Origin of the sequence: Oceanimonas pelagia (genome assembly GCF_030849025.1) — a bacterium.
In the GTDB taxonomy this organism is placed as follows: domain Bacteria; phylum Pseudomonadota; class Gammaproteobacteria; order Enterobacterales; family Aeromonadaceae; genus Oceanimonas; species Oceanimonas pelagia.
The window spans coordinates 3455688-3470241 of the sequence record NZ_CP118224.1 but is presented as its reverse complement, the minus strand read 5'-3'; the positions used below and the strand labels follow the sequence as shown (position 1 = coordinate 3470241).

Annotated in this window: 12 protein-coding genes; 6 read left to right on the top strand and 6 right to left on the bottom strand. The window is 55.0% G+C overall.

Going from position 1 to position 14554, the window contains the following annotated elements; translation table 11 throughout:
• Positions 1–160: 160 nt before the first annotated feature.
• The 5 genes from PU634_RS16560 to PU634_RS16540 form a co-directional block, all read right to left on the bottom strand.
• Positions 161–1573: a TnsD family Tn7-like transposition protein gene (locus tag PU634_RS16560; RefSeq protein WP_306761938.1), complete on the bottom strand. Its 1413-nt coding sequence runs from the start codon at positions 1571–1573 to the stop codon at positions 161–163.
• Positions 1574–1586: 13 nt separating this feature from the next.
• Complete coding sequence (locus PU634_RS16555; RefSeq protein ID WP_306761937.1) at positions 1587–3029, bottom strand: ATP-binding protein; 1443 nt, start codon at positions 3027–3029, stop codon at positions 1587–1589.
• Positions 3026–5173, bottom strand: coding sequence for a TnsB C-terminal domain-containing protein (locus PU634_RS16550; RefSeq protein ID WP_306761936.1), 2148 nt, complete (start codon positions 5171–5173; stop codon positions 3026–3028). The genes PU634_RS16555 and PU634_RS16550 overlap by 4 nt, the downstream gene beginning before the upstream one ends.
• Positions 5163–5984, bottom strand: a complete 822-nt coding sequence (locus PU634_RS16545) for a TnsA endonuclease N-terminal domain-containing protein (protein WP_306761935.1) — start codon at positions 5982–5984, stop codon at positions 5163–5165. Before PU634_RS16545 ends, PU634_RS16550 begins: the two co-directional genes overlap by 11 nt.
• Before the next feature lie 122 nt (positions 5985–6106).
• Positions 6107–7279: a BaiN/RdsA family NAD(P)/FAD-dependent oxidoreductase gene (locus PU634_RS16540; RefSeq protein ID WP_306761934.1), complete on the bottom strand. Its 1173-nt coding sequence runs from the start codon at positions 7277–7279 to the stop codon at positions 6107–6109.
• Positions 7280–7372: 93 nt separating this feature from the next.
• Between PU634_RS16540 and PU634_RS16535 the strand changes: the two genes are divergently transcribed.
• From PU634_RS16535 to PU634_RS16525, 3 genes are all read left to right on the top strand, one after another.
• Positions 7373–8548 (top strand): methyltransferase, encoded by a 1176-nt coding sequence (locus tag PU634_RS16535; RefSeq protein WP_306761933.1) that lies wholly within the window; start codon positions 7373–7375, stop codon positions 8546–8548.
• 21 nt (positions 8549–8569) lie between these two features.
• A complete protein-coding gene (locus tag PU634_RS16530) occupies positions 8570–9346 on the top strand; it encodes an ion transporter (protein ID WP_306761932.1) in 777 nt (258 codons plus the stop codon).
• A gap of 142 nt (positions 9347–9488) precedes the next feature.
• The gene (locus PU634_RS16525) at positions 9489–9929 is read left to right on the top strand and encodes a universal stress protein (protein ID WP_306761931.1); all 441 of its coding nucleotides are present in this window, start codon (positions 9489–9491) and stop codon (positions 9927–9929) included.
• Here PU634_RS16525 and PU634_RS16520 read toward each other — a convergent pair.
• Positions 9926–10855 (bottom strand): LysR family transcriptional regulator, encoded by a 930-nt coding sequence (locus PU634_RS16520; protein ID WP_306761930.1) that lies wholly within the window; start codon positions 10853–10855, stop codon positions 9926–9928. The genes PU634_RS16525 and PU634_RS16520 overlap by 4 nt on opposite strands.
• Before the next feature lie 466 nt (positions 10856–11321).
• Between PU634_RS16520 and PU634_RS16515 the strand changes: the two genes are divergently transcribed.
• From PU634_RS16515 to PU634_RS16505, 3 genes are all read left to right on the top strand, one after another.
• Positions 11322–12188, top strand: a complete 867-nt coding sequence (locus PU634_RS16515) for a carboxylate/amino acid/amine transporter (protein ID WP_306761929.1) — start codon at positions 11322–11324, stop codon at positions 12186–12188.
• Between the two features lie 102 nt (positions 12189–12290).
• Positions 12291–13265 carry an acrylyl-CoA reductase (NADPH) gene (gene acuI / locus PU634_RS16510; RefSeq protein WP_306761928.1) on the top strand — a complete coding sequence of 325 codons (975 nt, stop codon included), beginning with the start codon at positions 12291–12293 and terminating at the stop codon, positions 13263–13265.
• A 245-nt stretch (positions 13266–13510) separates the two neighbouring features.
• A complete protein-coding gene (locus tag PU634_RS16505) occupies positions 13511–14509 on the top strand; it encodes a CobW family GTP-binding protein (RefSeq protein ID WP_306761927.1) in 999 nt (332 codons plus the stop codon).
• Positions 14510–14554 lie beyond the last annotated feature (45 nt).

Genomic DNA, 14554 nt, shown 5'->3' with positions numbered 1-14554 from the left:
CAACCCAAAAAAATACAGTAGGAACGCTACGAGATAGGTCGGTGTATGTATACTGGTTCATAGGGAACCGATCTGTCAACTTTTATTTTGCAGTAGCTGAATTACAGACTTAAATCCCAGCCTGTCCTGCGACAAACAAGGCGGTCAGAAGGAGAAGGGTTCAGGCATAGCGCCCGGCGGGCTTTACAGGCTCGGGAAGTACAGCCTGTAGCCAGAGGCGATCATTGAGGTACAACCAGAAAAAAGCGGCGTTGCACCGGCTTTTGTAGTCTTTTCTATGTGCTTTGGGGTGAGCGTTGCGATATCTGATGATCTGCACCCTGCAACGCCGGCGCATGGATTCCCAATGGCACAGCTTGCGTCGTTCCACCAGGCCGGGTGTGCTGGAAATAACCTGTTCCACCGAGCCAATTCCAATCCCGCAACGCTTCGAGATGGCGCTTCTGTGCACACCTGCTTGGGCAAAGCGCAGAATGCGCTGTTTGCACTCCTCGGTAAGCGTTCTGGGCCTGGTCGTGATCGGAATATCATGGAGTTGGGCCAGCCGCTTCAGGTAGCAGCGGCTTTTGCCGGTGATACGAGACACTTCAGCCATTGAGCGGTTTTCTTTTAGCAACCTCAGGCACTTACGCTCAACGTTTGAGGATGTGCGGGGCTTATCGCGTTTGTTACCGGCAGAAATGCTTAACGAAGGTACGGCGTAGTCGAGCATGTCTTGCGGCTGACGATAAAGCCAGCTGGAGAAAAGCAGATGCCGAAATGGGTGACGATTACTCTCTGGCTCCAGTAACTGTGAGACATAGCGATAGTCTTGGGCATGACGAGGAAGTACCGTATCGACAGCAGCGCGGTACTCCTCTGCAGCAGCGATAAAAGCCTTAATGACTCCTTCACGCCGCACGCAGCCACGCTTTGTTATGAATCCCAGCTCTGCCAACCTTAATCTGTATCCCGAGGCCACACTCAACTGGCAGCTTTCGCAAGTGATCAGCTGCAACAGTTCGTAAGCAAACCGAGCAACTCTCGTCTCTAAGGGAGCTGCCGAAGTATGTCTATCGGTATACTTAGGCAGGCATCCTGCCATCACTCGTTGCCTTCGTAACAGAGGCATTCTATGAAGCAACACAGGGTGAAACGGGCAGGCTGTTATTCCTGGGATTTGATGGCTCCTGTGCCAATAGGCCACCCCCAGCTGCTGTAACTCATTACCAGCACAGAGTGGACACCATTTCAAACACAGTGTTTCTCCAGAGCCAAAGGAAGCAAGCTGGCTGTATCTGACGGCCTTGGCTCCCTCGCGGGCCAGCATCACGCGCCTTAACTGAGCGGCATACCTGGGCATAAACAGGCAAAACAGCGGGGCCAGCGTCTGTTCATTAACAATATCGTCTTTATTCTCACCAATCAGAGTGGCAAGCTGCTCAATACCTGCTGGCAGGAAAGGGTGTACCGAGGCTCTCTTGCTTCCAAAAGCCTTTTCCGAAAAATCACCTATATGCATACCGAACATTGTCACGTATCGTATCAAGCGGCTAAGCACGAGTTCATCCGGGAAAGGCTTTGGAACCCTCATTACACCACCACAGCTAGGCAAATTTCTCTAATGGGTCTTCACAGAGTATGTTCTTGGCCCTTAACAGCTCCAGGGGATCATCTTGAGTCGCAGCTCGTTGAATCAAATCCATATCGCCAATAAGAGGGTAGAGATCTTCTGTATTCTGCAACTGGTTAATTTTAGACGAGAATTCAGGGTGGTGTGGCCTGGTTAGGTCTCCTGGGATGGTTTTCTGATTTCCTGAGTGAACCAATAACACTTTTTCATCTGAAGGTGACTTTTCTAAAGTAGTGCTAGGTTCTTTCTTCTTTCGTTTAAGAAGTGAAATGGCACGCTCCCTTTTTATCTCATCTGTAATGCCTTTTGAAGCCCTTATGGCAATACTTGATGCGTGCCTAAGTACTTCTGGAGTGATCCTTTCATCTTCAGCACCAATAATATATCGCTGAGCTTCACGAAAGATCCTGACAGCTAAATCCATATTGCCTATTGATAAATCATAAAGTGTATTATTCAATTCTTGGGATAGCGGAGCTTTAACATTAACCCATTGGTATCTCCATAATCGTTCAACAAAGATATCCCATACCTCATCATTTTCCATCAATTCAAAATCAAAATACCCATTACTCTCAGCTCGCCTTGCTGTTTTTAATGTTTTGCTAAGAAGTTGATTAAAAGGAGGGTTTGCACAAAAAACTATTGGAATGCCAAGATTATTGACCAAATTGTGGATAAAACCGAGAAGTCGATCAGCACCACCTGTTTTAGCCAGGTTAAGATTTTGCATCTCATCTATAACAAGAACTCCCAGAAAGCAGGATTTTATACGCGCTTCGATCTGCTCTATCAAGGAAGGAATTGTTCTTTGTTTTGCTGTGGGCTCCAAACCCATTTTAATATCCAGCTCTGTGAGAATCTTGTGGCACAAAGCTCTAATACTGGAATCTTCAGGGCAGTCTACTTTAATCCATACTACCTGACGAAGAGGAATTGGCACTCCACTATACCGAGAGTGTGTGATGGTATCGGGAAAATGACTAAGGATTTGCTCCAGCATGCAGGTTTTTCCTACACCGCTTTCTCCGATTATAGTTATACCACAACCCTTGGCCTGAAAATAACCAGTTCTAGGTTCAACTTCTGTACGCTCACCAACAGGGTAATGCAAATAATTCATTGTCGTAGGTGACAAAGGATTTTTTGCTGAATAACCCTCCTTGATAGCAATTTCAATTGCCCTGAAACAATCAAAGTATATTGGTAGTGGCTGCCTTAGAGCCTTCAGTCTGGTTAGATACTCCACTCTGTGGGAAGGCTCCAGCTTCATTTCATCTGAAGAATACGGTGGGTAATAGCTCAGCTCGTCAACTAAATCTTCGTCACACAGCTTAACTGGCAACGCTTCTATTAATGGATTACCACAATGCTCAGGAAGTATAGCCTTATTGTACTTCGCTTCTTCATGTCTCATTTATCGGAATCCTTTTTCCGCTTAAGTATAGATATTACTTTCTCTTTACGTTCTTCTGAAATACGAGAAATTGAGTCATCAGCAGATGTCAAATAATCATCGTGATCGATTTTCTCTTCGACTCTGGCATTACTTACATACTCCCTTCTTCTGTCTTTCATCCCTTTAATCTTGTCACTCTTTTTACCTAGCTTAGGCAACTCATTTACTTCTTGCTTTGCGGCCTCAACTATTGATTTTCTTCTGGCATGAGCTTCAACAGTTCGAGTTGATACTTGAGGCTTACCTTGCTCAAGCTTTTTCCAGTCTTTAAAGTACAAAACGTCTGCTTTGTGGCGCTCTTCGAAAATCGATGATCTTTTCATTAATTTACATCGAGTAAAGCCCTCTAAAGGCTGTAGTCGGACAAAAATGAATGAAGAGTTATCACTATCAATGAGTGCTTCCATTTTCGAGCGGCCGTAATTCCTTGCAATTGTTTTCCAGTCTTCAAACTCAGGTCTATCACACTCGTAGTACATATCATCATTGAGTCTGATTCCTTTACTTGTCATTGAGACATACTCTACAGGCAACAATTTTGCTCTTATCTCAGCTTCATCAGCTTTACTCAATGCATGTAAATGTTTGTTAAGATAAACATTCCAGTAGTTGAGAGGTGTAGGACTAAGCTGAGATTCGATCAGCAAAGTAGTTTGAGATGCCAGCGCATCAAGAGCTTTGCTGTTTTGTACGAGCACATCTTCAATAATCATCTGAGTCACTTCTTTCAGAGTAAACACTGCATCCATTCGTGGATCTTTATCACCTCGAATGTAGTTTGTTCCTCTAGTCGTACCCATCAGATCGTGAATTAGGTTTTCATTAAGAATATGAAACCTATGCTCTACCACTCCTTTTTTTTCAGCTCTATATGGTGGCGCAAAGCTCAAATGACCAATCAATGGAACAGCACGCTCCTCGGCATCTTTACATATAAACTCACCACGATCACATAACAGGCGCTGTGGTATATGCCGACAAGGCCAGTCTTCATCTTCAATTTCAATACCATAACGTGCACAAAAATATTTCTTTGAAGAAAAACTATTAACTAAAGCCTGACGACCAGCTTTCCATGATGCATACTCCATTGAAACATGAAGGCCTACAATCATACGGCTGACTTTGTCAATGACATAATATAAAGTTGGTCGCCCAATAACATGATTCCTGTTAAATTCTGATACAATATGAACATCAAGGACTGTGGCATCCAACTCGAAGTAACTTCCAGGAACTTCAGCGTGATCTGTGGTGGAGCCTCGAAGGCCGCGTTTATTTCTATCAAAGTCTCCACTACTTGTGCTTTTTTTGATAAATTCTGATTCAGGAATAAGCTTTTTCACCCAGTATCTAAATGATCTCAAGCTCGGCACTAGTGGAGATCTTGCATCTTTCTCTGCTTGTAGTATTTCGTCAGCGTAGAACTCATTCAGCATTTTTTTATAAATATGGCTTATAGCCATTGAGCGTCCCTTCAATGCGTATTTTTTAATAGCCTTAAGAAACTTTTGCTTGTCTTCTTCTGTGGCATTTTTTCCTGATGCTGTAATCATTCCAGGAGTTGATAGCTGCATTGGTGCACCGCGTTTTTTCAACCCTGCCAAACGAGGCTCTCCCGGGCCACCAGAGTTCTTATATGCTGGCAGTAATCCATTCACATCCTGGCCATATCGCCAGTATTGGTTAAGTATACGATAAAGTTTTTGAACATAAGTCCCTTTACTCTTGGCATGGGCTGGTATTATTTTACAGCGTTGAATAACCGCCACTTCGAATAAAAAATAAGGTTTATTCACTAACCCCTCAATTAATTCGAATTGATCATCCCTTCTCTTAATATATTCGCTCGGTATATCACCGTCACTTAACAGAAGATAAAAGGGAAGAGTAAAAGAAGATGGCTTAATATCCTTCTTTTCAACTCCGCTCAAAAAGACCTCGAAATCAACAGAAATCGGTTTTTTCAAACTAATACTTTCTGCCAAGTCAAATAGTATCAACACGCCATCTTCTTTATAACTTGCCAGCAAGCGATAAAGGCCATCACTTAGCCCATCAATATTACTCACATCCCAGACACTATTTATCTCAACCTGCATATAGCTTATCTCCTGCACGTTGATTGATACCCGTGACGTTCAATATCCCTGTATCTGTGATGGAGTTATTCAGTTCTATTAACACTAACTTTCTAGCGACAAGTGTTTTCAATAAAACCAAAGCGTCATCATGCTCAACGCTCAACTTTTCAACGAAAACATTGCACAGTGACTCAACAAATACTAGGCCCTCTGTGACAAACTCCAATGCTGCCAAAAGGAGCTCATCATCAAATTTCTTTCCTTGTCTGGTCGGCGAAGTTGCCCACTGAACATTTCTTGACTGTATTTTATTCATTTCAGTCATAGTGAAGATATGAAACGGCACTCCTTGCAACTCCCACCAGACTCTTTCTATATCAAGCTTTTCGGCAGTACGTTTATCATTAATTTTATTTTCTGGCTTTACGCTTATTGCTTCGTACCACGTTTTAAAACCATCAGAACAGGTAAGCAAAAAATCTGTGGTCATAACATTGAGGGTTTTCGTGCCGGGGACGATTGGATGCTTTACACCCAATACGCTGGAGATTTTCACTGATAAATCTAAAGGTAAAAGAGGAAATTGTTCACGAATATCAATAACAGAGTCAGAAAACTCTGCTAAATAGAAGAAGCAACTCTCGTGTTCAGAAAGGGTATGGTGCTCTCGCTTAGCTTTAAGCCCTTGAATTTTTGCACTATTTCCTTGTGAGGCAACATCCTGCACCCTTATCCAAGGCTTATAGCTATCTCTCTCACCCAAACCATAACGGTTTTTGAGTGCGCGCTTAAAGTCTTCCGTGGTCTGTAGCTTTCTTCGGCCAGCCAAGTGCTTAGCTCCGTTATGTCATCTTGGAGCTAAGTATAGAACAGTGTACAAACTTTATTGTCACAAACTGCGCTTGTGTACAAACTTTTTGTCTAGTGTACAAACTTTATTGTCAGTACACATCAGACCACCTGGCCGGCGACCCAGCCGGAGCTCCAGGCCCACTGAAAGTTGTAGCCCCCCAGCCAGCCGGTCACGTCCATTACCTCGCCGACGAAATACAGGTTGGGCACCTTTTTCGCCTCCATGGTTTTGGAGGACAGCTCGTCGGTGTCCACGCCGCCCAGGGTGACTTCGGCGGTGCGATAGCCCTCGGTGCCGCCCGGGCGCAACGACCACTCGGCCAGCAGCGTCTCGATGGCCGCCAGCTCCTTCGGGGTGTACTGCTTGAGCGGCTTGCTGGTGAGCTCCTCACGGGCCAGCAGCGCCTCCACCAGCCGCTTGGGCAGATACCGTGCCAGCCAGGTTTTCAGCTCCTGATTGGGGCTTTCCGCCACCCCTTGCGCCAGGCAGCCCGCCGGCAGCAGCTCAAACTTCACCCGTTCGCCCGGCTGCCAGTAGGACGAGATCTGCAGCACCGCCGGCCCGGACACGCCTCTGTGGGTGAACAGCAGGTTTTCGGCGAAGCGGGTGCCGTCCTCGCTTTCGGCCACCACCGGCAGGCTGACCCCGGCCAGGGGCTCGAGGGTCTGCTTGTCTTCCGGCTGCAGAGTGAAGGGCACCAGACCGGCCCGCGTGGGCAGCACCTTGAGGCCAAACTGCTCCGCCAGCCGGTAACCGAAGGGCGAGGCACCGATCTTGGGCATGGACAGGCCACCGGTGGCCACCACCAGCGACTGGCAGCTGTCTTCTTCGCCGGCCGTGGCCACGCGAAAGCCGTCACCCAGCCGGTCCACTTCCAGGATCTCGGCCCTGAGCCGTATGGTCACGCCGGCGTCATCGCACTCTTTTACCAGCAGATCGACGATGTCCTGCGCCGAGTCATCGCAGAACAGCTGCCCCAGGGTCTTTTCGTGCCAGGCGATGCCGTGCTTGTTGACCAGGGCGATAAAGTCCCACTGGGTGTAGCGGGCCAGCGCCGATTTCACAAAATGGGGGTTGGCGCACAGATAGGCGCCAGGCTCCACGTGGTAATTGGTGAAGTTGCAGCGGCCGCCTCCCGACATCAGGATCTTGCGGCCGATGCGCTTGCCGTGATCCAGCACCAGCACCCGGCGGCCCCGCCTGCCGGCCTCGGCGGCACACATCAGGCCGGCGGCGCCGGCACCGATCACGATTACATCCCAGGCCTGCATGGCATTTCCTCAATCATGGCAAAAGGCGCATTTTACCCGCCGCGCCGCCGTCCCGCTATGTTGGCCGGCGGGGCTGGGGGTATAATTGCGGCCATGAGCGACTTCGCCCCCCACTTCGAACGACTGAGCGGCCTGCTGGCACGCCATTGCGGCGACTGGCAGCGGCTGCCCTTTGCCTGCCGCACCCTGCCCTGGCCCGAGCTGGCGCCGGTGCTTGACGCCCTTTCCGAGTCCGAGCTAGACGCCCTGGAAAACAACCCCGAGGCGGCTCTTGGCCTGCTGGCCCCTTATCGTCCCGAGATCACGGCGGAGCAACACTGGCCGGTGGCCGAGCTGAAGCGGGCCAGTGATTACGCCACGCCCCGCTGGAGCAACGGCATTCCCGGCCGCAAATGGGCGCAGATACGGGACTTTGCCGCCAACATCACCACCCGACACTCCATTCTGGAATGGTGCGCCGGCAAGGGCCATCTGGGCCGGCTGCTGGCCCTGGAGCAGGGGCAGGCGGTCACCAGCCTGGAGTGGAACGCCGACCTGTGCCGGCAGGGCGAGGCACTCGCAGGCCGGCTAGGCCTGGAGCACCGCTTTTACTGCGGCGACGCCCTGGCCCCCGAGGCCGCCCGGCTGTTTGAACCGGCGCAGCAGGCGGTAGCCCTGCACGCCTGCGGCGAGCTGCACCTGCGCTTTCTCGAACATGGCACCGCCGCCGGCACCCAGGCGCTGGCGCTGTCGCCCTGCTGCTACCACCTGATCGACGGCGAGCACTATGCGCCGCTGTCGGCGGCCGGCCGCCGGGCCGGACTGACCTTGAGCCGCCACGATCTGCGCCTGCCGCTGCAACAGCAGGTGACCGGCGGCGAACGGGTGCGCCGGCTGCGCCATACCGAACTGACCTGGCGGCTGGCCTTTGACGAGCTGCAACGGGAGCTCACCGGGTGTGACCACTACCTGCCGCTGCCGGCCTTTCCCAAGCAGTTGCTGAGCGGCGACTTTACAGCCTTTGCCCGCTGGGCCTGCGAGAAAAAGGGGCTGGCCATGCCCGCCCACATTCACAGCGAGCACTGGCTCGCCGCCGCCGAGTCCCGCCGGCTGCTGGTCAAACGTATCGAGCTGGTGCGCCACCTCTACCGCCAGCCGCTGGAGCTGTGGCTGTTGCTGGACCGGGCCCTGTTTCTGGAAGAGCGGGGCTACCGGGTGATCCTCGGCACCTTTACCGAACAGGCCAACACCCCCCGCCGCTATCTTATTCAGGCGCATCGTCGCCCCTGACACCAAGGACAGGAGACTGCAATGCAAAACCAGGTACGCTTCATTCCCCCCACCGCCTTTGAGCTGCTGATGATGGTGCTGTCCATCGTCTCCCTGGTGGCCATAGTGCTGCATCAGTTCGGCCCCTTTAACGCCGCCGAAAAGGAGTTGCTGCTTTACCTGGACACCGGCATCTGCGTGATTTTGCTCAGCCACTTTTTCTACGGCCTGATCCGCGCCCACGACAAGAAACGTTTTCTCAAGGTGCACTGGATCGACTTTATCGCCTCCATTCCGGCCATCGACGTGCTGCGCTACGGCCGGATCTTTCAGGTGCTGCGGGTGTTGCGCATGCTGCGGGTGGCCAACCAGGTCATTCGCCATCTGCTGAGAAACAGCGGCAGCACCATGATGGCCACCATGCTGTTGATCCTGGTGGTGGTGATCAGCGGCAGCGCCATCGCCATTCTGATGACCGAAGCCGGCAACCCCGACTCCAACATTGAAACCGCCGAAGACGCCCTCTGGTGGGCCCTGGTTACCATTTCCACCGTGGGCTACGGTGATTACTATCCGGTGACCACCGCCGGGCGCATTATTTCGTCGGTGGTGATCTTTGCCGGTGTCAGCCTGTTTGCCGGCATCTCCGGCCTGGTGGCCTCGGCGGTGCTCAGCCCCAGAACCGAAGAGCAGCAGGAAGCGGTGGAAAGCGAAGAAAAGGAAGTACAGCAGCAACTGGGGGCGCTGCGGGCGGAAGTGGCTTCGCTCAGGGAAGAAATTCACTCGCTCAGAACCGTGCTCGGCCGGCACCGTCCCTGAGCCAGCGGAAATCGATATAGACTTTATGATACTTGTACCAATCCGGTCCTCTGGCCTATGCTGGCGAAGTTGCAAAACTTTCGTTCAGCTCACGGTTTGTTAACTAACGGATTGATAGGGTTCATAAAAAAGGAGAGCTTCCATGACCGAGCCGTACCAGTACAAACACATCCTTGCCGCGGTCGACATGACCGAGAAAAACCGCAAGGTGATCGCCAAAGCGGTGGACCGGGCCCGGGCCAACAACGCCAAGCTGTCGGTGATCCATGTCGACGTCGACCTCAAGGACCTCTACACCGAAATGATCGACATCGACATCGACAATATTCAGGATCAGGTGGTGGCCGACGCCAAGCAGCGGCTGGAAGACTACCTGGCCGGGGTGGACTATCCCATCGAGAAAAAACTGGTGATCTGCGGCGATCTCACGCTGAAAGTGAACGAAGCGGTCGAGCAGCACGGAGTTGACCTGCTGATCTGCGGTCACGAGCAAAGCTTCTGGAGCCTGCTCACCTCCTCCGCCCGCCAGCTGATGAATACCGTGCCCTGCGACCTGCTGGTGGTCCCCCTGCCCAAGAGTTAATTCGCCTCCCCGGGCGGCGGCTGGCCGCCCGTTTCCCCCAACAGCCGACGAAACCACACCAGTGCCGGGTCGAACTCGGTGAGCGGGTGCTGGGCCAGCACATAGGTGCTGTGCAGGGGCTCGCTCAGGCGGTGCGCCTGCAACGGATAGTAGTAACACAGATCCCGCCCGATCAGCTCCGGTACCACCGCCAGATAACGCCCGGTGGCCAGCAGCCGGGGCAGGGCCTCAAAGCTGGGCACCCACACGCCGATGTGCCGCGCCAGTCCCTTGTCGCTGAGCCAGCCTTCCACCAGGGTCTGGTTATGGCCCCAGTTGGAGGTAGACACATGGCTCCAGCTCACCAGCTGCGCCGGCTCAAGCACCCCGGGCAGACCGCTGTCCTTTGCCGACAGGCACACCATGGGGTTTTTAAACCAGGTGTCGGTGAGCAGCCGCGGCGACAGATGATCGGCCCCGGCAAAACTCACCACCAGATCCAGTTCGGCCCGGGCCAGCAGGTCTTCATAATCGGTGTTGACCAGCTCGCTCACCGCCAGCCGGCAGCCCGGCGCCTTGCGGTGCAGCAGCTCCACCAGTTGCGGCACCACGCCATGCTCAATGGACGAGGGCACCGCCAGCCGAAAGGTGCGCCGGGAGCGCTGTGGCTCAAAGCCCGCCGACTGGCGCACCCCCTGCTCCAGCAGGGCCAGGGCCTGGCGCACCGGAGTGGCGAGAGCCTGGGCGCGGTGGGTAGGCCGCATTTCCTTGCGGGTCATCACGAACAGCGGATCGTCCAGGGCCTGACGCAGCCGCCCCAGGGCATGGCTGACCGTGGACTGGGACAGGTTGAGCCGCTCCGCCGCCCGGGTGACGTTGCGGCTTTGCATCAGCACATCGAACACCCGCAGCAGGTTCAGATCCAGACGCTGGAACAGGTTATCCATCGATATTCACCATACCTTTATGACGACAATTCATTTTTACCATAAGCGCGCCGGCCATAGAATGCCGGCCATCGAGTTTAACGTCGGCGTGGTGATTAAGCGTCTTGATGACGGTTCGATAGAACACGGTTTGGGCATGGTGGCATCATGGGGGGTACTGCCTGTCTCGGGTCGCGCAAGCGGCACGAAAAACGAACGGTTCATGATCGGGCAATCCTGTTTACCACGCTGACAACCTCTTCGGGCTGAGTGTTGATACACGAGCCCTGCAAGTTCTGCGTGTGGTGTTGAACCACTTTTGTTTGGGGACGTCATTCTCTCCTTTATGACAAACCTGCTATTGGTCCCGGGCCGGCGCATTGCGCCGGCTTTTTTTATGGCCGCTTTTTGCCGGTCCTCGCTGGATCGTCCCCGGTGTTTACGCCATCATGGCGCCCTCGCGTTTACCACTGGTTATCCTTCACCCATGTCTTATCTGGTTTTTGTCACCCTGTTGTGGGCCTTTTCCTTCAGCCTGATCGGCGTATATCTGGCCGGCGCCGTGGACAGCTACTTCTCGGTACTGACCCGCGTTGCCCTCGCCGCCCTGCTGTTTGCGCCGTTTCTGCGCTGGCGCCAGCCGCCCCGGCTGGCCGCCGGTCTGATGCTGTGCGGCGCGCTGCAACTGGGCATCATGTATTTGTTCTACTACCAGTCGTTTTTGCTGCTGACGGTGCCGGAAGTACTGATCTTCACCGTACTGACGCCGGTGTATGTCACCCTGGTGTACGACCTGCTGCACCGGCGCTTTCGCCCCGGCTACCTGTTTACCGCCGTGCTGGCGGTACTGGGGGCGCTGGTCATTCGCCTTGACGGCCTGACCAACGACTACCTGCTCGGCTTTGTGGTGGTACAGGGCGCCAACCTCTGCTTTGCCCTCGGCCAGGTGGGCTACAAGGTGCTGCTGGAACGCTACCCGTCGGTCGAGCCCCAGCACCACCGCTTTGGCTATTTCTACCTGGGGGCGCTGCTGGTGGTGACGCCGGCCTGGCTGGTGCTGGGTAGCGACCGGTATCCCGCCACGTCGCTGCAATGGGGCATATTGCTGTGGCTGGGGCTGGGCGCTTCCGGGCTGGGCTACTTTCTGTGGAACAAGGGCGCCACCCGGGTGAACGCCGGCGCCCTGGCGATCATGAACAACGCCCTGGTGCCCGCCGGCCTGCTGGTAAACCTGCTGATCTGGAACCGGGACGCCGATCTGCCCCGGCTGGCCCTGGGCGGGGGCATTATTCTGGCCTCGCTGTGGCTGAACGAGGCCTGGATCAAGGTTTCGCAACCGGCGCCGGGCGAGTAGGGCGCGCGGTCACAAAATCGGCATTTGTCGTCCCGCCGGGCATGGCTTTTGGCAACAGGCTCCTTACACTGAACAGCATAAAAAACGTGCGAGGAGAGCATCATGTTCAAGGGCATCTTACTGGAAGAATCCGGCAAACAGACTCACGCCAGCCTGCAGCGCCTGAATGAGCACCAGCTCACCACCGGCGATGTGCTGGTCAAAGTGGATTACTCCACCCTCAACTACAAGGACGCCCTGGCCATTACCGGCAAGGGCAAAATCGTGCGCAACTGGCCCATGGTGCCGGGCATCGACTTTGCCGGCACCGTGCTGTCGTCGGACAACCCCGCCTACCGCATTGGTGACGAAGTGCTGCTCACCGGCTGGGGCGTGGGCGAGCAGACCTGGGGCGGGCTGGCGGAAAAGGCCAGCGTCAAGGCCGACTGGCTCATTCCCCTGCCCGCGGGCATGAGCGCCAAGCGCGCCATGGCCATTGGCACCGCCGGCTTTACCGCCATGCTGGGCGTCATGGCGCTGGAGCAGGCCGGCGTGAAACCGGGTCAGGGCCCGGTGCTGGTGACCGGCGCCACCGGTGGCGTGGGCTCCATTGCGGTGCGGCTGCTGGCCAAAGCCGGTTACGAGGTGCATGCCTCCACCGGACGCCCCGAGCATGGCGACTGGCTGAAACGCCTGGGCGCCCACACCATCATCGACCGCATTCAGCTCGATCAGGAGCCGGCGGCGCTGGAGTCTCAACACTGGGCCGGCGCCATCGACGCCGTGGGTGGTCGTACTTTGGCGCGCATTCTCAGCCAGACCCGCATGTACGGCGCCGTGGCCGCCTGCGGCCTGACCGGCGGCGTGGCCCTCCACACCACCGTGATGCCCTTTATTTTGCGCGGCGTGCAGTTGCTCGGCATCAACTCGGTGCATATTCCGAAGGAAAAGCGCATCGCAGCCTGGCAGCGGGTACATGAAAGCCTGCCGGTCAATTACGAAAACGAAGTCAAAGAGCTGACCCTGGAGCAGGTGATCGACGCCGCCCACGACATGGTGGCCGGCAAGCCAGTGGGCCGGGTGGTGGTTCAGCCCTGATGATGGATAAAGCCTGATGCTCACTCCCGCATATCACCACGTCACTCCCGCGAGGGCGGGTGTCCATGCGTATCTTCAGGCAAAATCAAGTTTTCAGACAAGTGCACCATGCCCTGGATGCCCGTCTACACGGGCATGGCGGTAATTCAATGCCCAAAGAGCCCGCCCGGGCTCTTTTTTATGGCCATACTCAAGCCCGGAAAAAAGTGTTATAAAGTAACAAATCCAGCCATTCCGTCTTCGTTATGCACACCGCCATTCCCACTCACCTTGTCATGGGCTTTCTCGGCACCGGCAAAACCACCCTGTTGCGTCATCTGCTGGCCCACAAGCCCGAGCATGAACGCTGGGCCATTCTGGTCAACGAGTTTGGCGAGGTGGGCATAGACGGCGCCCTGCTGACCGATCAGGGCGCCCTGGTCAAGGAAATTCCCGGCGGTTGCCTGTGCTGCGTGGCCGGGCTGCCGTTTCAGATTGGCCTGAACGCCCTGCTGCACAAGGCCCGGCCCGACCGGCTGCTGATCGAGCCCACCGGCCTGGGCCACCCCAGCCGGGTGATGGACATTCTCACCAACGAGCATTACCGGGAAATACTGAGCCTGGAGGCCGCCTTTTGCCTGATCGATCCGCGCCAGTGGAGCGATGCCCGCTACCGGGAGCATGAAACCTACCGGGATCAGCTGGCCCTGGCCGACGTGGTGGTGGCCAACAAAACCGATCTGTGCAGCGAGGCCGAGCTGGCCCGGCTGCGGCAGGAGATAAGCGACATCCAGCCGCCCAAGGCCGCGCTGGTGGAAACCGAGCAGGGCCGGCTCGACACCGGCTGGCTGCAACAGCCCCACGACCCCGGACGCCGGGCCGCCCATCCCCAGGCCCACGCCGGCAAGGCCGAGCGCCCGCGGCTGGCGGCCCACGAGCCCAGGCTCAGCCGGGGCCAGCCCTGGCGGCGCTATGCCAACCACGGCGACGACCATTTTTCCCTGGGCTGGCGCTTTCTCGACGAAGTGATCTTCGATCTGGCGGCGGCGCGCGCCTTTTGCGAGACGCAAAAGGTGGCCCGGCTCAAGGCGGTACTGCGCACCGAAGACGGCTGGTGGGCCTTTAACCAGACCGACCGGTTGAGCGTATATCGTCTCGCTCCGCAGAAAGAGAGCCGCATAGAGCTGATTGATGCCTCTCCTCTGGCCATGGCCCGCCTGCATGAACAGCTGATGAAAACGGTAACTTATCTACCTGCTTCATAAAACTGTCACCCCAATGTCTTAATCTGCCGGCCTTTGTCACGGTGA

Excerpts from the sequence above, each read along its gene's own strand:
- PU634_RS16540 (WP_306761934.1), bottom strand. The coding sequence starts at position 7,279 with ATGCAGGCCTGGGATGTAATCGTGATCGGTGCCGGCGCCGCCGGCCTG.
- PU634_RS16525 (WP_306761931.1), top strand. The coding sequence starts at position 9,489 with ATGACCGAGCCGTACCAGTACAAACACATCCTTGCCGCGGTCGACATG.
- PU634_RS16535 (WP_306761933.1), top strand. The coding sequence starts at position 7,373 with ATGAGCGACTTCGCCCCCCACTTCGAACGACTGAGCGGCCTGCTGGCA.
- PU634_RS16505 (WP_306761927.1), top strand. The coding sequence starts at position 13,511 with ATGCACACCGCCATTCCCACTCACCTTGTCATGGGCTTTCTCGGCACC.
- acuI (WP_306761928.1), top strand. The coding sequence starts at position 12,291 with ATGTTCAAGGGCATCTTACTGGAAGAATCCGGCAAACAGACTCACGCC.
- PU634_RS16515 (WP_306761929.1), top strand. The coding sequence starts at position 11,322 with ATGTCTTATCTGGTTTTTGTCACCCTGTTGTGGGCCTTTTCCTTCAGC.
- PU634_RS16555 (WP_306761937.1), bottom strand. The coding sequence starts at position 3,029 with ATGAGACATGAAGAAGCGAAGTACAATAAGGCTATACTTCCTGAGCAT.
- PU634_RS16550 (WP_306761936.1), bottom strand. The coding sequence starts at position 5,173 with ATGCAGGTTGAGATAAATAGTGTCTGGGATGTGAGTAATATTGATGGG.
- PU634_RS16530 (WP_306761932.1), top strand. The coding sequence starts at position 8,570 with ATGCAAAACCAGGTACGCTTCATTCCCCCCACCGCCTTTGAGCTGCTG.
- PU634_RS16520 (WP_306761930.1), bottom strand. The coding sequence starts at position 10,855 with ATGGATAACCTGTTCCAGCGTCTGGATCTGAACCTGCTGCGGGTGTTC.
- PU634_RS16560 (WP_306761938.1), bottom strand. The coding sequence starts at position 1,573 with ATGAGGGTTCCAAAGCCTTTCCCGGATGAACTCGTGCTTAGCCGCTTG.